Consider the following 26,929-nt stretch of genomic DNA (forward strand, 5'->3'; position numbering starts at 1 on the left):
AGCATCTTTATCCAAAGAGGCTGGATACGAATCAGAATAATCCAACAAAATCCGAACTCGAAATTAGAGTTCGGATTTTTCAATCCATGAAAGGCAATCTGACGATGAAAGTAGTGCCTTTGCCTGGTTGGCTTTCTGCTTCTATTGTGCCGCCATGGGCTAATACGAATTCCTTGGCGATAGCGAGCCCCAATCCCATACCGCCCCTGTTGCGGGTTCGCGCTTCATCTGTACGGTAAAACCGATTGAAAAGAAAAGGGAGTTGTTCAGGTTCAATGCCAATTCCAGTATCAGAAATCGCAACGCAAAGAACACGACTCTTTTCGTTCTCTGTCGTTTCCTCATCAACTGTAATAGTGATAGAACCACCCGAGGGCGTAGGATAAGAACGTCACCAATCCAAAGAATATGGGTGGGAAAGAAGGGGGATAGACAAAAACACTAAAATCCGATTCGTCAATATGGCAAAGAAATCAGTTTCGTCAGCATTATGGTCATTTCCCAATGAGAGAATATTGGGGAACACCCAGAAATTATTCAAATAGGCAATCTTTTTGAATGGATATGAAATTCCCTTTCAAGCAGTTAGCCAAGGCCTATGGATGGAGGAGCGCCATCGCTTAGGTCCTTGCAGTCTGTTATAGGCGTAGTGAAAAGATGAGATATTACGAATATTTTTTGTGTCGGAGCTGCGTTTTTCGTCAAAATGGAAGAAAGGATGGTTCGAATGAATAAAACGATTTTAGTGACGGTGGTCTTACTTGCAGGATTATTTGTAGGATTGGTGTTTGCTGTAGCCATTATAGATAGTGTTTACCAAATGTTTGGGGTTTCATTTGGCACGCTTATTTTTCTACTGCCAGTTGTTGGTGCGGGAACCGCTCTTATGCTGTTTTTGCGTAAACAGACTCAATAAAAGAACACTTGCTACGGCACAAATGAGGCTCTATTCGACATGGACGATGCCTTCAAGATAGATTATAAGGGGTAATAAAAGGCTCGTATTGGCCTAAAAATCAGAAACAGCATATATAAATTTATCCCCCTAACCATCACGATGACGGAAGGGGGATAGAACACCAAGTTTTCTTTCTTAAGTTTATACTCTATTATTTTGCTGGCAAAGTGTCTTAATATGCTGGACACGAAAAGTGTTGCCAATTGTCTTGTTGAAAAATGATAGATCTAAAACATCTGTTGTAACATTCATGAAGAGAATATCGGCTTTGTTGCCCCAGAATACAACCTTATTTTCCTTCATTGATTTTAACTGGTTGTGCTCTGAAATTGGTGGATAGTTGATCATTCGTCATAAACATTACAAATAATAATGTCAGCAGCGCTGGAATAAGACTCCACACAAAGGTATGGGCAATGGAAGATGACAACGCTGATGTGATTTTATCCAGCACTGGTTCGGGAATGTGGGAGCGCGTGTCCGGCGATAGTATCGCTCTTGGATCTTTGAAATTCAAGTTTTGTGGTGCTTGCGACATGCCACTGAATGTGTCCGTTAAATTATGTTTAAAAAGATTTCTTTGAATGATTCCAAACACCGTGACCCCGATCGTCATTCCAAGCGAACGCAAAAAGGAATTGGTTGAACTGGCCGCCCCACGATCTTTATGCTGAAAATGGTGGATAGCCGCCATACCTAAAACGGAAAAAGAAGCACCTACCCCTAATCCGGTTATAATCATATACAAGGTAATCATAAGGCGAGAAGTATGGACTGTTATTGTGCTTAATAGAAACATGCCGATAATGAAAATCGATGTAAAGATGATCATGACGTTTCGATAACTCATTTTATTGGCTAAAAAACCGCCTAATTGAGCGGATACCGTCGTCGCTAACATCATCGGCAGTAAAACCAGCCCTGAATTCGTTGCTGAACCGCCGATCACTCCTTGGATAAAAATTGGAATGTACACGGTGGCAACTATATAGGTGGCTCCGGAAAAGAACCCTACAAGATTGCTTGCTGCAAACAAACGTTTTCTAAACATATGATAGGAAATAATGGGTTCTTTTGCCTTTGTCTCCACATAAAGAAACAGCAAAAATAAAACAGCGAAAGCGGAAAATAAACCGATGATGACTTTGGAGCTCCATTCAAATTGGTTTCCGCCCAGTTCAAGAGCAAACATTAGGCAAATGATCGCAGGAACGAGTGTAACGACTCCCCACCAATCAATTTTTTGCTTCGCATGAACAGGCGATTCGCGGTAAAAAAAGGTAACGAAAAAGAACGATAGAAGACCAATAGGGATGTTAATATAAAATACCCAGCGCCAATCGAAGTAATCCGTGATATAAGCGCCAAGCAATGGTCCGAATATGCTCGACAAACCAAATACCGCTCCAAAAAAACCTCCCATTTTTCCGCGTTTTTCAGGAGGAAAAAGATCAAACATAATGGCAAAGGCAATAGGAACTAACGCACCACCGCCAATTCCTTGAATCGCCCGAAAAAGGCTGAGCTGAACAATGTTTTGGGCAACGCCGCATAACATCGAACCAGTTAAAAACACGATTAGCCCAAAAATGAAAAACCGTTTTCGACCATACATATCCGAAAGTTTTCCAAAAATCGGCATCCCAGCCATCTCGGCCACCATATAAGCGGATGTTACCCAAACAAATTTGTCCAGTCCTCCAAGATCCGCTACAATGGTCGCCATAGCCGTTGCCACAATGGTGTTATCGATTGCCGCAACGAAAATTCCTAATAATAAACCTGCCACAACCCACGCTATGTTCGTTTCTTTCTTTTTCACCGAAAGCCACCTCCCCTTAAATGGAACGATTCGATTCTATACTTTTTTACTATCTATTACAATCGCTTTTTCATCTTGTTGAAAGCTGGTTTGATATTCTACCAGATCAATCTCACAACCTGGACCAATTGTCACTTCTTTTCCTCTGACAACTTTTGCTTTCGTATATTCTAAATAAATGTCATCTCCTTCAATACTTTCTGCAACGAGCTTGGCGGAATCCTGTCTAAATCGTTTTAGAAAATTGATGACATTAAATGCTTTGCTTTTGGTGACGCGAATGACTTCTCCGCCAATTTCCGCAATGCGGCTATCCTCAAAATGAAGATAGAGAGATACTTTTTCTGCATTTAACGTTCTGCCAATGGCAACGGCTCCTTTTAAGGAAATAGAATCCGCTTCACAATCGTTTTCAATCTTCAATTCGCCATAACCATGAATATGTCCTCCGACTAAACGTTCTTTTATATGAACGGCTCCGCGAAGGTTTAAATCTTTCATCGTGGCATGACCTTGTATATCGGCTTCTCCAAAAATCTTGATGGACTCTGCCTCTACATTTCCCTTCATATTTGCCTGACCGAAAATGTCAATCGTTTTTGCCTTGACGAGCCCGTTTGCGTCGGCAGTTCCAAACACTTTCCATTGAACGCAATGCAAGTCTCCATTAATGGTGCCTTCTCCGCGAATTTTTACTTTGTTGAAAGTTCCTCCAGAAGTAATACCAGTACCGTTCACCGTTAAATGACGCAGCACATCATTTTCCACCCTCAGTCTCCCTCCTCTATAATTTTTTGCTGGTTTTTACTTTGATCTTTTATCGCATTGAAAATGATTTTTATATTCCACAAATTCTATGTCGCAGCCGGGACCAAGTATCACTCGGTTTCCTCTCACTACTTTTGCTTTTGTATTCTCCAAATAAATTTCGTCTCCTTCAATGCTTTCAGCGTTTAATACGGCATTGAAGAACCACTTTTTAAAAAATATCCTTCTTTGTTTTTTCACTTCAATGTTCTCGCCGCCAATTTCTTTTGCCTGACAATTTCCAAACAACTGAATTTGAATTTTTCCTGCATTTAATAATCCACCGACACGGAAACTCCCGTTTGTTTCAAATACTTCTGATGCACAATCACCTGAGATCGTCGCTCCGCCGTGAATACGCAACTCTTCCGCCTGTACATTTCCTTTCACTTTTCCGCTTCCGTTAAAACGAACTTCTTTGCACTCCACATCTCCGACAATGCTAGCTTTGCCCTGGATTTTTATCTTCTCTGAGTGCAGCGCTCCGTGCATATTCGCTGTCCCGGCAACATAGGTTGTTTCTGATTTCACATTGCCATAAATTTTGGCATTTCCTTGAATGTTCAATTCGATACAATCAAGATCGCCTTGCAATTCACCATTTCCGGAAATTTTTACTAGGTTGTAATTTCCGCCAGAAGCATTTCCGAAACCTGCGATCACTAAATCCTGTCTTTCCACCCGTTATCCCTCCAGTATTTTCATTTTTAATTCCTCCATGCAGCTTGATAAATGAAGACGGGCCACTACTTTTACATCCTCTTCAAAATACACGTCGTTTCCGCTCGCCACTAACATACAGGTGGATATTCCCATTTTGCGTATCAAAATCAATTCAAAACTACGACCTTGAAATTTTGGGTAATAGGCATCTAATACATTTAAGATGGTTTTACCCTCTTCCAAACTGATATCTCCGGATTGGAGAAGCTTTTCCAGCGCATAGAGTTGAAACAGTTGAACAAATGAAAATGTTTCATGTTCTCCTTTTTGTTCTTTATAAAAACGCAATGTCATTAACGAAATAATGTTTCGATTAAGAAGTTCGTCTTTTTTGAGTGTGATGTCTGCGGGGTTAGGAGAAAACATACTCGCCAATTCATCCAATGATAAATCGTCTTTCATATTTTTAATGTTTTCTATTCTTGTTAATATTTTTTCTTTCGGAAAAAACGTTTCTTGTCCGGTAAAAGTCGATTTTCGAATGAACCATTCTTCGGGAATTAACTTTTTTCGTTTCCAACGATACAGCTGTCCGTAAGAAATTCCTGTTAATTCGAGCAACTCTTTTTTAGAAATCAACTCTTGTTCCACCGCTTGGCACCTCCTTCACACGAAATAGTGTAACATAACAATGTTACGTTGTAAATAAAATATACGTTCATTTTTCCTGTGAACCGGATCAGACAAAACGATAGGCAAAAAGGAATGAAGATTCCTTTTCATTATTCATTAGGGAATTACCATCTATCTCAACGATACCATTGGCGCCTTCATTAAAATAAAAGGCAGCCACTTCAAGATGGCTGCCAATTCTTGTATTAAACGATAAATTTTGTTCACTTTTTCCCGAAACGGCTCTACATGAACAAATCGCACTTCCCGAAGTACTTCTTTCCCATCTACAAATAACAACAAAACGGGGGCGGTGAAAATGGTAAAACGCCCTGCAACTTCCGGAACGTGATCGGCATTGACAAGAGCCAGTTGAATATCAGGGAAATCAGCCATGACATTTTGAATTTTTGGCAATAAATCATGGCACACACTACAATGATCTCTGGATATATATAAAAACGCTAACTCGTGACGGTCAACAAAATCATCGACTTCTTTGACAGAAAATAGTTCTTTCATGATATTCAAAAGTAGATCTCCTTCCGTAAAGGGATAAAACCATAAGGTATAGTGATTATAACACGGCAAACAAGATGAACGTATCGACGGTGTTCATATGTATATATGATCTGAATTTGAAGAAAAAACAGAATCTTGTTCTTTTGGTATCAACAATAAGTCTTTTCCCAACCTACTGATGTTTTTGATCAATTTTTGTAACGGACGAGGTGTCCCATTTACTTCAATATAATATGAAACCTTAATATTATTTCTATTCTTCTCTATGATTAATGCTTGCTAGTATAAAAAAGTAGGAGATTAGGAACTTGGAATATCCGTTATCTTTGATCGAACTAATTTCCTATAAACATCAGAATAAACTCCAGATCGAAAAAAGAGTCGAGGCTTTTGTTTTTTTGTGAGGTAACTATATGGAGCTAGAGTTAATTCTTATGTCATCAAGACTAGTAAAAAGATTTCATTACAGTGGAGAATTTTAGAAAGTTTTTTATAACTCTTGTACATTTTCGACATTATTCGACAATTTGTTGGTTATTATTTTAGTACAATATAATTATTCTATACAATCGAACGATTATTACAAGTTGGTATGTTGGAGCGGAGTGTTCAAATAAAGGAGTTAATAAAAATGGCAAGAATTATTGATAATAAACAAAGTGGTCTTGTAGGAGATGTTTTAAAAGATTGTATTACAAAGGGCAGTAAACTATCGATAGCAGCTGCTCACTTAACTTTATACGCATTTGTCGAATTAAAAAAAGAACTTTCACTATTAGATGAATTTCGCTTTATTTTTACAGAGCCTGCTTTTATTGAAGGAGAAAATATTTTAAAAGAACAAATTGAAAAAAATGAAGCATTCTTATACGGCGTCGAAGAAGAGAGAAAATATAAAATTGAACTAAATCAGGCATATATAGCTAAACAGTTTGCAAAATGGTTAAAGAGAAAAGCACAAATCAAATCCGTTACAACAAAGCGCATTCAAGGGGGATTTTATCATGTTAAAAATAAAGATGGTACCCAAATTGGGCTAGTTGGTGGAGCGCCCTTTTCAAGTCCGGGATTAGGATATAGCAACTCCTCAAGCATGTACATTAACAATATTGTTGACGACTTAGAAACAAATAAGCAATTAATTCGTAATTTTGATGACATTTGGCAAAATGAATATGTTTTACAAGATGTGAAAGAACAAATACTACGGCGTTTAAAAGTGTTATATAAAGAAAATTCGCCCGAGTTTATTTACTTTGTCACTCTCTACAATCTTTTTAAAGATTTTTTACAGGATACAAAAAATTATGAGGTATTGCAAACAAAAACTGGATTTGAAAATACAGTAATTTGGAATAAACTATACGACTTTCAGCGTGATGGCGTAATTGGTGCCATTAATAAAATTGAAACGTACGGAGGTTGCATCATTGCTGATAGCGTTGGTCTTGGGAAAACGTTTGAAGCGTTAGCCATCATTAAATATTATGAATTACGAAATCATCGTGTTCTCGTGTTGGCTCCAAAAAAGTTAAGGGAAAATTGGGAAGTTTACCGTTTAAATGATAAAAGAAATATCCTGATAGATGACCGCTTTTCTTATGATCTTTTAAACCATACAGACTTATCGCGAGAGCGTGGATACAGTGGTGCAATTAATTTAGAACATGTAAATTGGGGAAATTACGATTTGGTGGTCATTGACGAATCACATAATTTTCGCAATAATGACCCACGCAAGAGCCACATTACTCGCTATACTCGGTTAATGAATGATATTATAAAATCCGGTGTTAAGACTAAAGTTCTTATGCTCTCTGCCACTCCAGTCAACAATAAGCTTGATGATTTAAAAAATCAAATTGCCTTTATTACAGAAGGTAATGACAAAGCATTAGCAGAGACAGCCAATATTAAACTCATTAGCCAAACGATTCGACGTGCGCAATCACAATTCAACAAATGGAGCAATCTTCCGGAAAATGAGCGCACTACAGAGAGACTGTTAGATATGTTAAGCTGGGATTATTTTGCATTGCTTGATTCGCTGACTATTGCTCGTTCTCGTCGTCACATTGAAAAGTACTATAACATAAAAGACATTGGAAAATTTCCACAGCGATTAAAGCCAATGAATATTAAAAAGACGATCGACGTTAAAAATGAATTTCCTCCTCTTTCAGTGATCAATAATGATATTTTACGGTTGCATTTTGCTATCTATTCACCGATGAAATATATTTTACCACATAGAAAATCGTTTTATTATGAGAAATACGATACAAAAGTGTCAAACGGGCGTGTTTTGAAACAAACCGACCGGGAAAACAATCTCGTTTACTTAATGAAAACGAATTTGCTGAAACGGCTCGAGAGCAGTATTCATTCTTTTTCGTTAACATTAGAAAGCATTATCAAGAATATTGATTTACATATCCGTAAAATCGAAAATTATCATTCATCCTTTGAACCCATTGAAAACGAAGATGATATTGATATGGACGATCCTGAACTTGAAGATGCTTTAATTGGATCAAAAGTAAAAATCTTGCTTCAAGATATTGATTTAATTCGTTGGAAAGAAGATTTGTTGTATGATCGAGACATTTTAGTAAAGATGTTACAACGTGCTATGCGAATCACTCCTGATCGTGATCAAAAATTATTGGCTCTCAAAGAAATTATTCAATCGAAAATTGAAAATCCAATTAACGGCCAAAATAAGAAACTATTAATTTTTACAGCATTTGCTGATACGGCAAAATATTTATATGAGAACTTACATAAGTGGATTTTCCATAATTTCGGGCTGCACTCTGCCGTTGTTACAGGTTCTGATCATCCAAAGACAACATTGAAGTTCAAAAAAGTGGATTTCAATAGTGTGTTAACGAACTTTTCACCCATTTCTAAAGAGAGAGCAAAAGTCATGCCGAATATGATGGAAGAGATTGATATTCTCATTGCAACCGACTGTATTTCTGAAGGGCAAAACTTGCAAGATTGTGATTATCTCGTCAACTATGACATTCATTGGAATCCCGTGCGCATTATTCAACGATTTGGACGTATTGACCGACTTGGAAGTAAAAATGAACGTATTCAGTTAGTGAACTTTTGGCCGTCGATGGAGTTAGACGAATATATTAATCTAGTCGGCAGGGTCAAAGACCGAATGACCATTCTTGATATCTCTTCCACCGGGGAAGAAAACGTTATCGCCGACAACAGCAACGAAATGAAAGATTTAGAGTATCGCCGGAAACAACTCGAAAAATTACAAAATGAAGTCATTGATTTAGAAGATATTTCTGGGAATATTTCATTAACGGATTTCACGATGGATGATTTCCGAATGGATTTATTAAATTTCATGAAGAAAAACAAAGATGTAATCGAGAAGGCTCCGCTAGGTTTATTTAGTATTACAACGAATAAAAATGAAAAACTACGAGAAGAAATTAAGCCGGGAGTTATTTTCTGCTTGAAACAAATCAATAACTTTACAGCTTCTAGCGAACAAAACGCACTTCATCCATATTATTTGATTTATGTGAAAGAAGACGGCGAAGTGTTATATAACCATGTCCATATCAAGAAAATTCTCGATATCTATCGTTCGCTATGTAATGGGCAAAAGGAAGTCGAAGCACAATTATATGCAGCGTTTTATGAAGAAACAAAGAACGGCAAAGAGATGGGACAGTACAAAATGATGTTGGAAAAAGCAGTGGAAGATATTGTCGGGAAGATCGACCAACAATTGACGCTTAACATCTTTAGTCTAGGGAATTTAGACAGTCTCGTCACAAATGCGAATACAAGCCTGCAGGATTTTGAAATCATTTCTTATCTCATTATAAAAGGGTGAGAACGATGGCTGGATTAACGTTTTACCGTATGATTGGGCTGGACAATAAAGTTCGTCCGCTCAAAAAAAAATTAGATAAAAAGATGTTCTATGATTTCGCTGATTTAAACAAGAAAGAAAAAGACTACATTACAAAATATATTGAACGAATGGAATTAAGTTATTTATTAACCCCGAGCACAATCAATATCCAGCCATTTATCAACGAAGAATACCATTATGAAGGGGTTATGTTTATTACGATTCAACTGAGGGAGGAAGCGAAAGACAATCATCTGCCGGTCATCGGTGAAATCATCCAAGGGGCGCTTCCGAACCCTGTGGTGATTGTCTTTGAAAAGCAAGGAAACTTTCAAATCGGCACATGCTTAAAACGATTAAATAAAGTAGATATGTCGCAGGTTGTACTGGAAGAATCGTATTACACTCCTTGGTTTCAATTGGACAACGATGACGAAACGGTCCATCAGTTTATAAAAACGATTCATATTACAAACCTATCATTTTCTCATTTTTTTCAGTTTTATAAAGATATTCATTTAGCGGTACAAGCGTTTCAACATACAAAGGTTGTCGGAGCGTTTTACGTTGCAGAAAACGAAGAAGTACAGCAGCTTATTCAGCAAATCCAACAATTCGAAGCGGAAATAACGAAATGGAAAAATAAAATGAAAAAAGAAACGCAGTTTAATCGAAAAGTAGAGATGAATATTAAAATTCAACAGCTAACAAAACAAATGGAACAGTTGAAACAACAATTGCAATGAAAGGAGAACCATCATGGAAAAACTAGACGGAAAATCGCTCGATTTAGTGAAAACAAATATTGAAGCGTTAAAGCAATTATTCCCGGAAGTCGTCACAGAAGGAAAAATTGACTTTGAAAAGTTAAAACTAGTGCTTGGAGAAGAAATCGAAAAACGGAACGAACGATATGAATTTACATGGCATGGTAAAACCAAAGCAATGAAAATGGCTCAAACGCCATCCACTGGAACCCTTAGACCGGATAAAGCATCCAGCAAAAACTGGGATACAACGGAAAACCTTTATATTGAAGGAGACAACCTCGAAGTACTAAAGCTGTTGCAAAAATCATACTTTGGCAAGATTAAGATGATTTATATCGACCCACCGTATAATACGGGGAAAGACTTTGTGTATAAAGACGATTTCCGGGATAATATTAAGAACTATAAAGAACTGACTGAACAAACAATGAAAGCAAATACGGAAACTAATGGACGATATCATACTGACTGGTTAAATATGATGTATCCAAGGTTAAAACTGGCAAGAAATCTACTAAGAGAAGATGGCGCAATATTTATATCAATAGATGATACTGAAGTTCCAAATTTGAGAAAACTCTGTGATGAAGTGTTTGGTGAAACCAATTTTGTAACAACTTTTATTTGGCAAAGAGCTTTTGCACCTGTTAATATGAATAAGTTTGCTTCTCGTAACCATGATTTTATTCTATGTTACGCGAAAAAAATTGATAGTTTATTACTCTATGGTCTATCAAGGAGTGAAGATGCTGATGGAAGGTATTCTAATCCTGATAATGATCCTAGAGGACCTTGGATGTCAGGAGATTTATCGGTAGGTCCAGTTGTTGAAGAGAAAGTATATGAAATAGTTACACCAAGCGGAAGAAGAGTTTTACCTCCAGAGGGGCGTTGTTGGGTCTTAACAAAGGAAAGATTTGAAGAATATCGTAAAGATAATCGAATTTGGTTCGGTAAAGACGGTAACAATGTCCCACGTTTAAAACGATTTTTAAGTGAGGTAAAATCTACTATTACTCCATTGACTGTATGGACATATCAAGAAGTATCACATTCACAAGATGCTAAAAAGGAATTAAAAGAATTATTTGATAATCAGTCGGTAATGGATTATCCTAAACCAGTAAAATTGATAAGAAGAATATTAGAGTTATCTACAAGAGATAATGATATAGTATTAGACTTCTTCTCTGGCTCGGCGACCACCGCCCATGCTGTTTTGCAGCTAAATGCAGAAGACGGAGGTAATCGCAAATTTATCATGGTGCAATTGCCTGAGTTAACTGACGAAAAATCAGAGGCGTATAAAGCGGGATATAAAAATATTTGTGAAATCGGGAAAGAACGCATTCGTCGCGCTGGAGAAAAAATCGTTCAAGAAACAGGAAAAACGGATTTAGATATTGGTTTTAAAGTGTTTAAGCTTGATTCTTCTAACGTCAAAACGTGGGATCCTGATTTTGAAAAATTGGAGAAAACCCTTTTTGACTTGCAAGAAAACATTAAAGAAGACCGTACAAAAGAAGATTTGTTGTATGAAATTCTGCTAAAAATCGGCTTGCCGCTCACTACGCCAATTGAAGAGATCGACTATAATGGTAAAACTATTTACAACGTCGGCTTTGGTTCTGTTTTATTATGCCTGGAAAATGAAATTGATTTAGATATAGTGAATGAGATGATGAAATATCAGTCAGAGCATATGCAGCCAAAAGTCATATTCAAAGAATCTGGTTTCATCAACGATTCAGTAAAAACAAACGCCATTCAAACTTTGAAAAAGAACGGAATCACAGATGTTAGGAGTGTATAAGACATGAAATTAAAGTTTATTTCTGACTTAGACTATCAAAAACAAGCCATTGATTCCGTTGTGCAAATATTTAATGGACAAAAGATGAAACAGTCCAATTTTACCGTTTATTATGGAACCCAAGAACAAGCGGGTATGATTCAAACAGCATTAGGCATAGGAAATCGTTTGGATCTAACGTCTTATGAAATCTTAAAAAATGTGCAAGAAATCCAAATGAAAAACGGCTTACCGCGAAGTGAGACCCTCGATGGAATGAATTTTACGGTCGAAATGGAGACAGGGACAGGAAAAACATATGTGTATTTACGGACGATTTACGAATTAAATAAACATTATGGTTTTACAAAGTTTGTCATTGTTGTGCCTTCTGTGGCGATTCGGGAAGGGGCATATAAATCACTGCAAATTACAAAAGAGCATTTTAACGAATTGTATGATCATACTCCATTAGAGTATTTTATTTATGATTCACAAAAGCTAGATCAAGTTCGAAACTTTGCTACTGCGACAACCATTCAAGTGATGATTATTAATATCGATGCGTTTCGCAAGAGTTTTGAAGACCCAGAAAAAGAGGATAAAGCGAATGTTATTCACCGAACCAACGATCGTTTAAACGGTTATAAACCGATTGAATTTATTCAACAAACAAATCCGATTGTTATCATTGATGAACCGCAAAGTGTCGATACGACGCCAAAGTCGAAAATGGCGATAAAGTCGTTGAATCCGTTATGTACGTTGCGTTATTCTGCTACCCATGTTGACAAATATAATATGGTCTACCGTCTTGATGCGGTTGATGCGTATAATCAAAAACTTGTGAAGAAAATAGAAGTAATGTCTATCCGTTCAGAACCGTCCTATAATTTACCTTATATTAAATTACTCGAAGTAAAAGAAGGAAAAGCAAAAATTGAGATTGATGTTGAATCACGTGGAAAAGTGAAGCGGAAAACTAAAACGGTCAAATATGGAGATGACTTATACGATATTTCGGGGGAACGTGAATTATACCGTGGTTATATTGTTGAACAAATTGATTGGACGCAAGGAAATGAATCCATTGAAGTAAACGGTCATCATTTGCGTATAGGCGATGTCATTGGCGATATTGACGATGATGAAATGAAACGATATCAAATACGCAAAACGATTGAAGAACATTTAGATAAAGAATTACGCCTTAAACCACGTGGAATAAAAGTATTAAGTCTTTTCTTCATTGACAAAGTGGCAAACTATCGGGATTATGACAAAGATGGCAATCCCATAAAAGGAAAATATGCCATTATGTTTGAAGAAGAGTACAATAAATTAATTCAAAAGCCAAAATATCATACATTATTTAATGATATCGATGTCAATATGGACGTAGAAAAAGTACATAACGGGTATTTTGCCCAAGATAAAAAAGGAAAATTAAAAGATACAAAGGGAAACACGAAAGCCGATAGCGATGTTTATAATTTGATTATGAAAGATAAAGAGCGCTTGTTAAGTTTGGACGAGCCTTTAAGATTTATTTTTTCACACTCTGCACTTCGCGAGGGCTGGGATAATCCGAATGTGTTTCAAATTTGTACGTTAAAAGATTCGTCAGGAACGTATGTGTCAAGACGACAAGAGATTGGACGCGGCTTGCGCTTAGCGGTTGATCAAAACGGTGAACGTGTTCAAGATTATAACGTCAATACGTTAACAGTTATGGCCAATGAATCGTACGAAGAGTTTGTAGCCAATTTACAAAAAGAGATGGAAGAAGAGACAGGAGTCACATTTGGTAAATTCGAAAAACATGTCTTTTCTAAATTAGTCTATATTGATGAAAATACTGAAGAACCTGTACAGATGGGGTATGATTTATCAACGAAACTATATGAAGAATTGAAACAAAAGAATTACATTGATGATCATGGTAAGGCAACTCAGCAATTAAAAGAAGATCTTGAAAACTATAATTTAAAACTAAGCGATGAATTTCAACCTTGGCAGTCATCCATTTATAAAGAAATTAACCATTATTTAAAACAATTGCCAATAAAAGACGGAAGTAAAAAGAAAAAAGTACAGTTGAATAAAGCGATATTAGATAGTAAAGAGTTCCTTGAGTTATGGGATAAAATTAAATACAAAACGGTTTATTCAGTGAAAATCGATAGCGAACAATTGATTAAGAAAAGCGTTGAAAGTATTCAAAAAATGCCGCGTATTGACAAGGTTCGTATTTTAAGTCAAAAAGAAAAAGTGACCATGGACAAAGTAGAAGGAATTCAAGGACAAACAGTGAGTAAACGAATAGAAGACTACGTCACCGCTCATCATACATTGCCAGATGTTATTACAGAATTACAAAATCGTACGAACTTAACAAGAAAAACGATTGTTAGAATTTTGGTTAACTGCAAGCGATTAGAAGATTTTAAAAACAATCCTCAAAAGTTTATTGAGGCAGTGACAAATATTATTCAACGTGAAATGAAGCTGCTTTTAAAGGACGGTGTAAAATATTACAAAATTGGGGAGAATTCGTATTATGCGGTGGAGCTGTTCCAAAGCGAAGAACTGATTGCGTACCTAAATGATAATGCCATACAAAGCGAAAAGTCACCTTATGACCATATCGTTTATGATTCGGATATTGAAGCGAGTTTCGCTCAGCGTTTTGAAAACGATGAAAACGTCAAAGTATATGTTAAGCTGCCAAGCTGGTTTAAAATCGACACTCCTATAGGCTCTTACAATCCTGACTGGGCCCTTGTCGTGGACAAAGATGGTGAAGAAAAACTATACTTCGTTCTCGAAACGAAAGGAACGGAAATCGAGGAATTCTTACGTCCAAAAGAAAGAGCAAAAATTGAATTTGCCCGCAAACATTTTGAAGCAATCGGTACAAATATTGAATTCATCGGTCCTGAAAAAGATGTTGAGGATTTTATGCTTCGGGCATTAAGTTGATAGTTAAAATATATGTGAAGAGACACAATTTTTAATGGCGGTTTAATGACTTCTAATTCCGGCCATATCAGACAACGCTAGATATCTCTTTATAAAATAAATATCTAATAAAAGTAATTTTCATAGTCGAAAAAGAGGATGACTTGAGAATGCCTTTATGAGTCACCCTCTTTTTTGTGTTAACCAATAAATTTTTTTCACTTTTTCCCGAAACGGCTCTACATGAACAAATCGCACTTCCCGAAGTACTTCTTTCCCATCTACAAATAACAACAAAACGGGGGCGGTGAAAATGGTAAAACGCCCTGCAACTTCCGGAACGTGATCGGCATTGACAAGAGCCAGTTGAATATTGGGGAAATCAGCCATGACATTTTGAATTTTTGGCAATAAATCATGGCACACACTACAATGATCTCTGGATATATATAAAAACGCTAACTCGTGACGGTCAACAAAATCATCGACTTCTTTGACAGAAAATAGTTCTTTCATGATATTCAAAAGTAGATCTCCTTCCGTAAAGGGATAAAACCATAAGGTATAGTGATTATAACACGGCACATCACATCAACAGATCGTTGGTGCTCAAAGTGTGTCAAGATGATACCGATGAAACGTTGGAGTTGGTAAGGCAACAGAGCTGTCTAGTCTTTTGATACAATTCGTAATGAAATCATTTCATTATTTAGAGGTGACGGTATTGAAACATTTACAGCAAAAAATTATTGAATTTCGCGATGCTCGGAATTGGAGTCAGTTTCATAATCCAAAGGATTTAGCGATTTCATTGAGTTTAGAAGCGGGGGAGTTGCTGGAGAATTTTCAATGGAAAAGCAGCGAGGAAGCCGTAGAAGTGAACTTTGAAAACATCAAAGACGAAATAGCCGATGTAGTCATTTATGCACTGTTGCTTTCGCATGAATTAGAAATTGATTTAGAGGAAGCCATTGAAGAAAAAATAAAGAAAAACGAACAAAAATATCCCATTGAAAAATCTTTTGGATCAAAAAAGAAATATACTGAATTGAAGTAGTGTAGAATGATTGCCTTTTAATCACTTTTAGGAATAAAGATCAGCCATAAGGAGAAACAGAGGACCACCCATTTAGCTGGTGGTCTTTTATGGTAAATTTAAAAGCTGCCCCCCTAATTATAGGGAGCAGAGGCAGCAATGGTCGATTTTGCCGCCATCTGCCTAAAAATCAAAAATGAGTTTCAGGCCGTGTATAAAGTGTGGATCGATGAACGTATAATCTATCATATCGTGAACTTATTCTGTTAAACTAAGCTTCTTGTTATACACTTTAAAATAAACCCATAATGCGTTGACCAATAACAATGCACCTGTAATAAGAAAGACATATCTGATACCCAAATAGGCTGCCACTTGCCCGCCCAATATCGAACCGCCAAATACGCCTAAATACCCTGCTGACATGCTAAAACCAAAAATTCTGCCTGTAAGAGAATCTGGTGTTATTTTCTTAACAAGGGCATTAACAGAAGGAACCAACCCTGCCGTTGCTAATCCTAATAAAAAGCGAAGCGCCATGAACTGCCAAGGGTTTTTGACAAAGTCTTGTGGTATAAAAAGCAGTCCTGACATTACAAGTGCAACTAATATCACTTTCTGAGCTCCTATTTGGTCAGAAATTTTCCCTAGTCTTGGAGCGGCAATGATATTTGCCAGACCTGAAGCCGAGAAAGTGATTCCGGCTAACAGAGCAACGTGGCTGGTATTTTGGGATAACTGGGTGACATACACGGTTATGATTGGTTCAACAGAATATAATGCTAGATATATGACAAAAAAAGTCACAAGCATGATAATAGTCAGGCTTTTTTTAGGAATAGTATTCCATATTTCCTTTGTACTTAGCGTCTTTTTATTTGCACGAGTAAAAGATTCCTTTACAAATAAAGCAGATGTCATAAAGGCAATCAACAGCAGTGCACCTGTTATAAAAAATACATTTCGCATGCCGAAGTGATCCTCAATAAAGCCACCAATCGTTGGTCCAAGCAAAGAACCTGCTATACTTGCTGTTGCAAGGGTACCCAAAGCCCATCCTGCGTGCTCTTTATCTGTTTGAGTAGCGATCAAAGTCGTACAGGCAGTACTATAACCTGTGATAATGCCCTGCAACACTCTTAATCCAATCAGTTCATATACATTCTGCGCAAAACCCATGCAGAATACAACTACCGCCATACCAAGGCTTGCTCGCAAAAGCATGGGTTTTCGTCCGAATTTGTCAGCAGCATGGCCCCAAATAGGTGAGAAAACAGATGAAATGATATAGGTAACACCAAAAGCAACCCCTGAAAATTGATCGATTAGAGTTGTATTATGAACTCCGAGATTTTTTATGTAGAGAGGTAAAACAGGGGCAATTTGACTCATCCCTATACTGGTTACAAACATTCCAAACCAACAAACGATTAAATTCCTTTTCCAAATCGGCATGAATATAAGCCTTCCTTTTGCTATACTTGCTCTTTTTCATTGCTAGCGAATCAATCATGAATAATGATCATTGAACCATGCTTGTATTTTTTCGTCAGGGCCCGCGGACGCGGGTGCTATATTTTTAATCCAAGGTACCAATCCAATCGTCGACAGTCAGCACCTCTGCCTGACGAGGGAACACTTTCTCCATGAGAACACGGTGAACTTCAGGATCATGATCAAGACATGCATCTGAAAGCACCGTAAGCGCAAAGTCTTTATCCGCTGCTTCCCGCAATGTCGATAGAACGACTCCACTTGTGGCAATACCGCTGAGAATCAGCGTGTCGATTTGGCGGGATCGTAGTATGACTTCAAGGTCGCTGCCGGCAAACGCGCTAACGCGAAGCTTTGTCACAACGGGCTCGTCTGGTCGGGGCTGCACCGATTCATGAATTTGCGTTGATGCGTCTGAGACGGTCATGCCACCAAGTCCAGCAATGGCTGAGAACGACTTATTCCGTGGGCTGATCTCGGGATAGCCTTCGCGAAATGCGACTCGCACAAAAATAACTGGGATGTTGTGCTGTCGTGCAGCTTCCACGGCTTTTTGGAACGGGAGCAGCACTTTCTCATTTTCGGCGAAATGCGATACGATGCCGTTTTGCACATCCATGACCAACAGAGCAGTTTTATTGTGATGATTCTGCATATATTGTACACTCCTATTCATTATGTTAATATTAAACGGAGAATTCTCCACTTAATATTAATCGGAGAGTTCTCCGCTTGTCAAGAGCGATTAGTATTATATTCTAGGGAGTGATGGTATAGTGGATGATGCGGATGCAAACCACACTCGTTCTGAACGTCGTGATGCTGCCGAGAATCGTCAGCGTATATTAAATGCGGCTCGTAGGCTATTTGAGCAATATGGGGTTGAACAAGTCAGTATGAATCAAATTGCCACAGAAGCACAGGTCGGTTCGGGAACGCTCTATCGTCGTTATAGAAACAAAGGTGAATTATGTTTGGATTTAATCAAGGACAACATTTCCCTGCTTTTTGAAGATATGGAAGCGTACTTGAATCAGAACCGGACAGAGCCGCCAAGTAAACGATTGAAAGGGATCCTCAGCTTATTTATCCGTTTTCGTGAGAAAAAGGCACAGTTGCTTAAAGGAGTCGAGGACTCCGCACCAACCAATCGACTTAGATACCGAACTCGAAGTCCTCTATATGACCAATTGCATCAACTAATCGTCGAACTATTGGACGAGATGTCTGAAACTGATCAGACCCATCTTCATAATGTTTTTAGAGCGGATACGTTGCTGGCGGCTTTAAGCAGCGATTCCTATTTGTTTCAAAGAGAGGTGCGTGGTTATACGCCTGAGATGATTTTGGAACAGCTCTGTTCTATATTTATTCCGCCTCAATGAGTGCTTTTGACCAAAAGCTACACAACTTGTAATAGTTGAACTACAACATCCTGTTATATTCTCAGGTATTAAACACACCTTTTAATTTCATGGGCAGATGGCAGCGAAATCAGACTTCGCTGCCTCTGCCTTTCTTACATTAGAGAGGAAGTTTCACGCTGATTAAGTGGCTTGCATTTGAAGTGAGCTCATATTCATATTGATTCTTTCGCAAAAACAAAAACGACTAAAACTTCAATCCAAAGGTAAATCACAATTTTGTATTGCATATATTCAAAAAAAGGAATGAAAGCGCATCCATATTTATGTTTGCTGGTGCTACAATGTGTGTGAAAAGAAAGGAGGTATACAATGCAACTTGACGGGAGAAGTAGATATCTCCTAAAAGAGGTGATGACAAACCCGAATATTAGCAGCAAGGAATTAGAGAAAAAATATCAATTAAGTCGAAGACAGATTAGATATAGCATTGAAAAAATTAATGGTTGGCTTAAAAGTCGGAATCTTCCCGAAATTGATAGAACAAATAAAGGCTATTTTCTTGTAGATAAAGGCTTAAAATCTAAGTTTCGTCTAGATGAAGAATGGGAATGTGGCAATGTAAATGAGTTATCAAAAATAGAACGTGTGAACATCATTTTATTAATGCTGTTATGTTGCGATGAATTGTTATCATTAATTCATTTTACGAGTGAATTAAAGGTAAGCAAGAATACGGCCTTGGATGACTTGAAACGGGCTAAGAATATTGTTTCTGAATACGGTCTTGAGTTTCGTTATTCACGAAAATTTGGGTATTTAATCGAAGGAAAAGAGCTCAACATTCGTAAATTGCTGGTATCGACGATTGATAAAGTTATAAAAATGGATGAAGGTAAAGAAAGAATAAAGAGAATGGCTTGTATAACGGATGAAGAAATAGCTGAATTCCAAAAGAAAATAGAAAGAGTGGAAAAACGGTTAAATTTAAAATTTACGGATGAAAAAGTTATATTAATGCCCTATATTTTGTTGCTTATATTAAAAAGAATTAAGCAAGGGAATCAAATCGATTCCTTTTATATCCACTATGAAGAAATTTCGGATACAAAGGAATATTTGGCGACGGAGGAAATTCTTCATGATTTTAAAGATGTGCCGGAAGAGGAACGTCTTTTTATCACGCTATATTTACTCACAACGAATGTATATTGGTCAGAAGGGTTAACACAAGAAATCATACCTGATCTAGTTCAGGCATTAGATGAGATGCTTGTATTGTTTGAAAAGAATACATGTATTTTTTTAAAAGACCGGGAACAGTTGATTCAGAAGCTGCTTCTTCATATGAAGCCTGCTTACTACCGTATTAAATATCGCTTAACTGAAGCGAATAATATGCATGAAGTTGTGAACAAGGATTTTAAAGAACTCCATCATCTTGTGAAAAAATCTATCCAACCGCTAGTTCACCTAATCGGATGTGATATTCCGGAAAACGAAATCATTTATTTCACGATGTTGATAGGGGGATGGATGATACGGCAAGGAGAAAATATTGGAAAAAGAATGAAAGCTGTTGTCGTCTGTCCAAAAGGGGTTTCGGTTTCCAGATATATGTTTAGTACTTTAAGAAACTTGTTTCCGGAATTTATATTTTTGGATTCATTATCCATTCGAGAATTTCAACAATATCCGATGGACTATGACATTGTATTTTCACCAGTTTTTGTAGAAACGAAAAAGAAATTTTTCTATGTGAATTCTTTTCTTGGACATGACGAGAAAAAAAGACTGCGGAAGCAAGTCATGCATGAATTGTACGGATATGTGCCAAATGAATTAAATATAGAAGATATGATGGAAATCATCCAAAAATATTGCGTTATTAAAGATAAAAAAAATTTGTCTAAGCAGTTAATGGAGTATATCCGTCAAGACCATTCTTACTTTGATTATGGGTGGAATAACAGAAACCCCAATTTATATGAATTAATCACTCCTTCCACGATTACATTTCGTCATTCTGTTCATTCTTGGGAGGAAGCTATCAGGCTGGCCTCTCAGCCATTATTAAAAAGCAAACATATTACTCATCAATATGTCGAATCCATGATTCAACGCTGTCACTCTGATCCTTATATTGTCATTGGTCCCAATACCGCGATTCCTCATGCAGCTCCAGAGGAAGGAGTCAATGAACTGTCTATGAGTATGCTTCGATTAAGAAAAGGAGTATCATTCGCCACTGATTATACTATCCAGTTAATCATCATTATTGCTGCGTTAGACAAAGACCAACACCTTCGAGCATTAATGCAGTTAATGAAACTAGTAAGGAATGACCGCGATCGTGAACAAATCATCCATGCAAAGTCCGTTCAAGAGATACAAGCGATTATGGAGAAATATGCAGTAGACGAATAAATAGTTTTTCAGAAAGTCTGGAGGAGAGAATGAGTGTGTGGAATTTATTTGGATGAATCATTAATTTTAACGGATCTGGAGGTTACGGATAAAGAAGAATTATTGAAAATGATGGGGACTAATTTAATGGAAAAAGGATTAGTAAAAGAAAGTTTTATAAAAGCGATCATCGAAAGGGAAAAAAACTATGCGACTGGTTTACCGACGAAAAGTGTATCTGTAGCGATCCCTCATACAGATCCTGAACATGTAAATAAAAAAGCTATTAGTCTAGCGATATTAAAAAAGGAAGTTCATTTTGGCATCATGGGAGAGAAGAATGCCGAAACTCCTGTTAAATTAGTGTTTATGCTTGCGATCGATAAGAAAAGGTCACATGTAACCTTTCTTCAAAAATTAATGGAAATATTTCAAAACGAAGAAGAACTGAATTATTTATTATCAGAAGAAAATAAAACCAATATTAAAAATCGATTAATTCATGATTTACGAGTACAAAAAGGAGAGGAATAAACATGAAAAAGAAAAAGCAAGTATTGGTTGCATGCGGTGCGGGAATTGCCACATCTACGATCGTTAATAAGGCGCTTGAAGAAATTTGTAAAGAAAATCATATTGATTGCGATATTATCCAAATCAAAATTACCGAAGTAGGATCGTATGTTGATTCGGCGGATTTATTAATTAGTACAACGATCGTGCAGCAGGAATATCCGTTCCCGGTCATCAATGCAAGAGCGTTTTTAACCGGAATTGGATTAGACGAGGCGAAAAAAGAAATTTTAGAGGAATTAAAAAAATAGAGTATGAAGGATATAAATTTCATGTTGAACCCATGAAATCTAACCAGTTGACATCGGGAGGGCAATGAAATGAAGGGATTTTTTGATGCTATACAAGCATTTTTGGACCTGGGTGCTACCGTTATATTGCCTATCGTCATCTTCTTATTGGGTCTATTGTTCGGACAAAAACCGGGAAAAGCTTTTCGTGCGGGTCTTACAATCGGTGTAGCTTTTGTAGGAATTTTTATGGTAGTAGATTTACTCGTTAACAATCTTGGTCCAGCGGCTCATGGGATGGTGAAAAGATTTGGAATTCAGTTAAATGTAATTGATGTCGGGTGGCCGGCGGCCGCTTCGATCTCATGGGCTTCTAAGATTGCGGCGTTTGTTATACCGCTTGGGCTGTTAGTGAATATATTGATGCTTGTGACGAAAACAACTAAAACCATGAACGTAGATATTTGGAACTTTTGGCATTACGCGTTTACGGGAGCGATTGTTTATACTCTAACAGGCAGTATGATTCAAGGCTTAATAGCAGCGATTTTATTCCAAATTGTTTGTTTAAAAGTCGCCGATTGGACTGCACCTATGCTAGAAGATTATTTTGGATTACCGGGCATATCGGTCGCTACAGGAAGTACCATCTCTTATGCTGTGCTTGGGATTCCGTTGGTGAAATTGATTCAAAAGATTCCGGGAGTTAAAAATCTACACGCCGATCCTGAAACGATACAAAAAAGATTCGGAATATTCGGTGAACCGATTTTTATGGGACTTATTCTTGGAATCGTGTTGGGATTATTGGCTGACTACTCAATTGGTAAAACGATTCAAATCGGCATATCAATGTCAGCCGTGATGGTTCTCATGCCTAGAATGGTGAAAATTTTAATGGAAGGACTTATGCCTATTTCAGAATCGGCACGAGAATTACTTCAAAAGAAGTTCGGAGCGAAAAATATTTATATTGGCCTGGATTCAGCTGTTGCCATTGGCCACCCCTCCGTCATTTCAACTGCGTTGATTCTCGTACCGATCACGGTTGTATTAGCTGTTATTTTGCCAGGCAACAACGTACTCCCATTTGGGGATTTAGCAACTATTCCATTTATTGTTGCATTTATCGTTGGCGCTTCTCGAGGGAACATTATTCATTCGGTGATTGTAGGAACGATTCTGATTGCTTTATCTCTTTACATGGCGACAGATCTAGCGACTCTTCATACGCAAATGGCTATCGATGCCAAATTCCATATGCCTCATGGAGCGAGTAAAATATCTAGCATTGACCAAGGTGGAAACTTAATTAACTACTTGATTTATAAGCTATTCTTCTGGATCCATTAATCTGTCTTTATTGATCGTGAGCAAGGAGGAATTTTAATGAAAGCGCTGTTAAAAACAAAACTTGGTCCCGGAAACTTAGAAGTGGCAGAAGTAGAAGAACCACAAGTAGGAAAAGATCAAGTCAAAATATTGGTGAAATATTCTGGTATATGTGGTACCGATATTCATACGTTTCAAGGGCATTATAAAGTGAGTGCACCGGTTATTTTAGGACATGAATTTTCGGGTGAAGTAGTTGAGGTTGGCAAAAATGTCACGGAGTTTCAACCTGGAGATCGAGTGACATCCGAAACGACGTTTTATATTTGCGGCAAATGTAAGTACTGCCAATCAGGAGATTACAATTTATGCAGCAGTCGAAAAGGATTGGGAACGCAACAAAATGGAAGTTTCACTAAGTATGTGATTGCTAGAAAAGAGAGCGTTCATAGACTGCCTGAACATGTAGATTATTTATCTGCAGCGATGACGGAACCTCTTGCATGTGCTCATCATGCTGTTTCGAAATCGGCGATAAAAAAAGGCGATGTTGTCGTTGTGTTAGGACCTGGACCGATTGGCTTGCTTACTGCTCAAATAGCGAAAACTTATGGAACAACCGTTGTCATCACGGGTTTATCCAACGATAAAATTCGATTGGAAAAAGCAAAAGAACTAGGGATTGATTATGCTGTCAATATTCAAGAAGAAGATATCAACGCTCTTGTACAAAGTTTAACGGATGGATATGGTGCTGATATTGTTTTGGAATGTACCGGTGCTGTTCCGGCTGTGAATATGGGACTGGACTTGTTGAAAAAGAAGGGACAATTTGTCCAGGTCGGTATTTTTAAAAACCCGGAAATCCCTATTGATTCTGAAAAAATTATTCAAAAAGAACTCACATTCATTGGATCGAGAAGCCAAAAGCCAAGTGATTGGGAACCGTCATTAGCTTTAATGAATGAAAAACTCGTCAATACCAAAGCGCTTGTGACTCATCAATTTGATATAACACAATGGGACGAAGCATATAAGGTCATTAAGAACGGTGAGTCCATTAAAGTAATATTGAAGCCGGTAGAATAATGAAAAAAGAATCGATTACAACTTGTACGAGAATAGAAAATGATTTTGGTAGATATTCGGGGGAAACGGAAGGCGGGCGACATAAACGTATATGGTTGAGAAATTTCTTGATTTTGTACTCGGGCAGTACGGCAGATCAATGAGCGATTTTTATTTTCAACATCAGCTGTTGATCAACTCTATCGTGTTGGGTTTGGCACTAGTATATAGGTTTTATCCAAAAAATAAGAGCACTCGACGGAAACTACAGGAGGTTATGGAGACTGATCGGAAAGGAAGTACACTTTCATGAAAGCACTAAAGCTTTATGGAAAAAAAGATTTAAGATTCGAAGAAGCAGAAAAGCCGGTTATTGAAAAAAGCAACGAGGTGATTATAAAAGTAAAAGCAGCGGGGATATGCGGCTCTGATGTGTCAAGATATGCCAAACTAGGCCCTTACGTTGAAGGAATGATATGGGGGCATGAGTTCTGTGGAGAAGTAGTGGAAATCGGTTCTGATGTCCATCATGTTCAAATAGGGGATCGTGTAGCAGGATGTCCTACATTTTATTGCGGAAAGTGTGACAGCTGTAAAAAAGGAATATTATCACAGTGTGAAAAATTGACCGTGATCGGGTCGAGATATCCTGGGGCATTTGCAGAATATGTAAAACTTCCTAAGGAAAATGTTCTTCCTTTACCGGATACGATTGATTTTGATACGGCTGTCTTTATTGAACCTTCAGCTGTCGTTGTCCACAGTCTTTATCGCACAACAATGATACCTGAAGCAGAGATCGCCGTGGTGGGATGTGGAAACATTGGGTTGCTAGCTGTTCAATGGGCAAAAATATTTGGCGCTAGAAAAGTCTATGCAATCGATATTGATCAAAAAAAATTAAACATCGCTAAAGAAGTAGGAGCAGATGTCGTGATGAACTCACTTGAAAAACCAGCTTATGATCAGTTGATGGAATGGACGGATGGAAAAGGTGTAGATATAGCGATTGAGTCAGCTGGTTCTCCTATTACATCGGCACAAGTTTTTGCGTTAGCCAAACGAAGAGGCCAAGTTGTTTTTATGGGAATCCCTTACGGCGATGTCAACATTGAGCGATTTTACTTTGAAAAAATTGTAAGAAATGAATTAACCGTATTAGGCTCATGGAATGCGATTTCTGCTCCATTTCCAGGCAAGGAGTGGAGCACGACCATCGATTATATGAAAAAAGGAAAAATGAATGTCAAACCGTTAATATCTCATCGACTTTCGCTTAAAGAAGGCCCGGAAATTTTTGCAAAAATCACGAACAAAGATGAATTTTACGGAAAGGTTCTGTTTTATCCGGAAATGACCTGAATAACGGTTATCTCTTTTAAGAAGCCTATAAGTATTTATATAACCTAAGCCCAAATAACGGGCTTAGGTTATTTTAGATGCCCCAATCTATAAAGGGACCAGCCATAAAGACAATAGTAATTAGCTTCGTATATGGAATGCGAATGAAGAGATCTTAACAATACTTTTTAAACTAAACAATTGTTTACATCCATTTTTTAAGGCTGAGAGATTGATGTTCTGATTCCGTTTAAAAGCAAATTTAAGTTAATAGATGACTTCAATATGGTTCTGTTCCAAAAATGTTAGCCATTCTTCACGTGGTTTAGTATCTGTAATGAGAAAATCGATGTCTGATATATCAAGGAATTTCACAAAAGCTATTTTATCAAATTTTGTATGGTCTACTAGTAAAATAACTTTATTTGCTTGTCGTATCATATGTTTTTTTAAATCGCTCTCGTTTTCATTTGATTCAGTGATGCCATGAGTTAATGAAATTCCTTTACAACTTAAAAGGACAACATCAACATTGTAGTTTCGTACTGTGTTTTCAGCAATTGAGCCAACCAGTGAACCAGATTGTTTTCGTAAAAGCCCTCCTGTAGAGATGATATTTAATTTTGATTGTGTAAATTCACGTAAAGATTCCACTGAATTCGTCAGTACAGTTAATCCTTCTTTTGTGTTATTTAATTCTTTTAGAGCTTCGAAAACGGTTGAACTGGCATCAGCCATTAAAGTGTCTCCATCTGAGATCAGAGAGTGGATTTTACTAGCAATCTTACGTTTCTCTTCAATATTAGTAGTATTGCGAGTATGATAAGGCAAATCTTCGTTTGTGTGTATATTCAACACTGCGCCCCCATAAGTTCTCGTGACAATGCCCTCTTTTTCTAATTTCTCCAAGTCTCGGCGTATTGTTTCTTCAGTCACATTAAATTCGTTAGCTAGGTTTGATACATAAACCTTCTTCTCTCTGTATAAGGTGTTAAGGATTTTTTCACGACGTTCAAATGGTAACATGGTAATGACCTCGTCTCCTGTTTTTGTATATAAATTAAAAAGTATCCAGTTTGTGTTTGTTCCTAAATGTTTTCTTTTGTAAGGGATTATCATTTTGCTACTTTTGAGTTTACCAAAGATCTGAATGATAAAAAAGAAGATAAAACAAACAAAAAACCACAAAAAGGAAAAACATTATATGCGGAATTCAAAATAAAAGC

At 37.3% G+C, this 26,929-nt stretch carries 22 protein-coding genes and 1 pseudogene; 13 read left to right on the top strand and 10 right to left on the bottom strand.

Annotated features, from left to right (window positions below; all coding sequences use genetic code 11):
• Positions 1–79: 79 nt before the first annotated feature.
• Positions 80–364, bottom strand: a pseudogene (locus NST81_RS01235) (sensor histidine kinase); the annotation flags it as partial.
• A 363-nt stretch (positions 365–727) separates the two neighbouring features.
• On the opposite strand from NST81_RS01235, the gene NST81_RS01240 reads away from it, so the two are divergent.
• Entirely contained in the window at positions 728–916 is a 189-nt protein-coding gene (locus tag NST81_RS01240) for a hypothetical protein (protein ID WP_341027817.1), read from the top strand.
• A gap of 331 nt (positions 917–1,247) precedes the next feature.
• On the opposite strand, the gene NST81_RS01245 is transcribed toward NST81_RS01240, so the two are convergent.
• From NST81_RS01245 to NST81_RS01265, 5 genes are all read right to left on the bottom strand, one after another.
• Entirely contained in the window at positions 1,248–2,780 is a 1,533-nt protein-coding gene (locus NST81_RS01245) for an MDR family MFS transporter (protein ID WP_270584748.1), read from the bottom strand.
• 36 nt (positions 2,781–2,816) lie between these two features.
• Positions 2,817–3,548 carry a polymer-forming cytoskeletal protein gene (locus NST81_RS01250; protein ID WP_341027819.1) on the bottom strand — a complete coding sequence of 244 codons (732 nt, stop codon included), beginning with the start codon at positions 3,546–3,548 and terminating at the stop codon, positions 2,817–2,819.
• 36 nt (positions 3,549–3,584) lie between these two features.
• Complete coding sequence (locus tag NST81_RS01255) at positions 3,585–4,268, bottom strand: polymer-forming cytoskeletal protein (RefSeq protein WP_341027821.1); 684 nt, start codon at positions 4,266–4,268, stop codon at positions 3,585–3,587.
• 3 nt (positions 4,269–4,271) lie between these two features.
• Positions 4,272–4,901 (bottom strand): YhbD family protein, encoded by a 630-nt coding sequence (locus NST81_RS01260; protein WP_048622461.1) that lies wholly within the window; start codon positions 4,899–4,901, stop codon positions 4,272–4,274.
• 153 nt (positions 4,902–5,054) lie between these two features.
• Positions 5,055–5,444 (bottom strand): thioredoxin family protein, encoded by a 390-nt coding sequence (locus NST81_RS01265; protein WP_341030463.1) that lies wholly within the window; start codon positions 5,442–5,444, stop codon positions 5,055–5,057.
• 631 nt (positions 5,445–6,075) lie between these two features.
• Here NST81_RS01265 and NST81_RS01270 point away from each other — a divergent pair.
• From NST81_RS01270 to NST81_RS01285, 4 genes are read left to right on the top strand one after another with little or no spacing between them, the layout of a single operon-like run.
• Complete coding sequence (locus NST81_RS01270; RefSeq protein WP_341027822.1) at positions 6,076–9,315, top strand: helicase-related protein; 3,240 nt, start codon at positions 6,076–6,078, stop codon at positions 9,313–9,315.
• Positions 9,316–9,320: 5 nt separating this feature from the next.
• Entirely contained in the window at positions 9,321–10,082 is a 762-nt protein-coding gene (locus NST81_RS01275) for a DUF4391 domain-containing protein (RefSeq protein WP_341027824.1), read from the top strand.
• A 13-nt stretch (positions 10,083–10,095) separates the two neighbouring features.
• Positions 10,096–11,919, top strand: coding sequence for a site-specific DNA-methyltransferase (locus NST81_RS01280; RefSeq protein WP_341027825.1), 1,824 nt, complete (start codon positions 10,096–10,098; stop codon positions 11,917–11,919).
• A gap of 3 nt (positions 11,920–11,922) precedes the next feature.
• Complete coding sequence (locus tag NST81_RS01285) at positions 11,923–14,880, top strand: type III restriction-modification system endonuclease (RefSeq protein WP_341027827.1); 2,958 nt, start codon at positions 11,923–11,925, stop codon at positions 14,878–14,880.
• 162 nt (positions 14,881–15,042) lie between these two features.
• Here NST81_RS01285 and NST81_RS01290 read toward each other — a convergent pair whose 3' ends face one another.
• Positions 15,043–15,375: a thioredoxin family protein gene (locus tag NST81_RS01290; protein ID WP_445662364.1), complete on the bottom strand. Its 333-nt coding sequence runs from the start codon at positions 15,373–15,375 to the stop codon at positions 15,043–15,045.
• 175 nt (positions 15,376–15,550) lie between these two features.
• On the opposite strand from NST81_RS01290, the gene NST81_RS01295 reads away from it, so the two are divergent.
• Positions 15,551–15,916 (top strand): nucleotide pyrophosphohydrolase, encoded by a 366-nt coding sequence (locus NST81_RS01295; RefSeq protein ID WP_218016358.1) that lies wholly within the window; start codon positions 15,551–15,553, stop codon positions 15,914–15,916.
• Positions 15,917–16,153: 237 nt separating this feature from the next.
• Here NST81_RS01295 and NST81_RS01300 read toward each other — a convergent pair whose 3' ends face one another.
• Both NST81_RS01300 and NST81_RS01305 read right to left on the bottom strand, forming a co-directional pair.
• A complete protein-coding gene (locus NST81_RS01300; RefSeq protein ID WP_048622466.1) occupies positions 16,154–17,350 on the bottom strand; it encodes a multidrug efflux MFS transporter in 1,197 nt (398 codons plus the stop codon).
• 124 nt (positions 17,351–17,474) lie between these two features.
• A complete protein-coding gene (locus NST81_RS01305) occupies positions 17,475–18,044 on the bottom strand; it encodes a cysteine hydrolase family protein (RefSeq protein WP_048622467.1) in 570 nt (189 codons plus the stop codon).
• Between the two features lie 121 nt (positions 18,045–18,165).
• On the opposite strand from NST81_RS01305, the gene NST81_RS01310 reads away from it, so the two are divergent.
• From NST81_RS01310 to NST81_RS01340, 7 genes are all read left to right on the top strand, one after another.
• Positions 18,166–18,774: a TetR/AcrR family transcriptional regulator gene (locus tag NST81_RS01310; protein WP_048622468.1), complete on the top strand. Its 609-nt coding sequence runs from the start codon at positions 18,166–18,168 to the stop codon at positions 18,772–18,774.
• Between the two features lie 351 nt (positions 18,775–19,125).
• Positions 19,126–21,180 carry a BglG family transcription antiterminator gene (locus NST81_RS01315; RefSeq protein WP_048622469.1) on the top strand — a complete coding sequence of 685 codons (2,055 nt, stop codon included), beginning with the start codon at positions 19,126–19,128 and terminating at the stop codon, positions 21,178–21,180.
• Positions 21,181–21,213: 33 nt separating this feature from the next.
• Positions 21,214–21,693: a PTS sugar transporter subunit IIA gene (locus NST81_RS01320; RefSeq protein ID WP_003354008.1), complete on the top strand. Its 480-nt coding sequence runs from the start codon at positions 21,214–21,216 to the stop codon at positions 21,691–21,693.
• 2 nt (positions 21,694–21,695) lie between these two features.
• Positions 21,696–21,983 carry a PTS sugar transporter subunit IIB gene (locus tag NST81_RS01325; protein ID WP_003354007.1) on the top strand — a complete coding sequence of 96 codons (288 nt, stop codon included), beginning with the start codon at positions 21,696–21,698 and terminating at the stop codon, positions 21,981–21,983.
• A gap of 69 nt (positions 21,984–22,052) precedes the next feature.
• On the top strand, positions 22,053–23,315 hold the full coding sequence (locus NST81_RS01330; RefSeq protein ID WP_048622470.1) for a PTS galactitol transporter subunit IIC: 1,263 nt from the start codon (positions 22,053–22,055) through the stop codon (positions 23,313–23,315).
• A gap of 36 nt (positions 23,316–23,351) precedes the next feature.
• Positions 23,352–24,383: a zinc-binding dehydrogenase gene (locus tag NST81_RS01335; RefSeq protein WP_048622471.1), complete on the top strand. Its 1,032-nt coding sequence runs from the start codon at positions 23,352–23,354 to the stop codon at positions 24,381–24,383.
• A gap of 288 nt (positions 24,384–24,671) precedes the next feature.
• Entirely contained in the window at positions 24,672–25,724 is a 1,053-nt protein-coding gene (locus NST81_RS01340; protein WP_341027835.1) for a galactitol-1-phosphate 5-dehydrogenase, read from the top strand.
• 246 nt (positions 25,725–25,970) lie between these two features.
• Here the strand turns inward: NST81_RS01340 and NST81_RS01345 are convergent, their stop codons facing one another.
• Positions 25,971–26,729 (bottom strand): DeoR/GlpR family DNA-binding transcription regulator, encoded by a 759-nt coding sequence (locus NST81_RS01345; protein ID WP_003354003.1) that lies wholly within the window; start codon positions 26,727–26,729, stop codon positions 25,971–25,973.
• Between the last annotated feature and the right edge of the window lie 200 nt (positions 26,730–26,929).

The organism is Bacillus sp. FSL W8-0223, assembly GCF_038006805.1.
Lineage (GTDB): Bacteria > Bacillota > Bacilli > Bacillales > DSM-4216 > Bacillus_O > Bacillus_O smithii.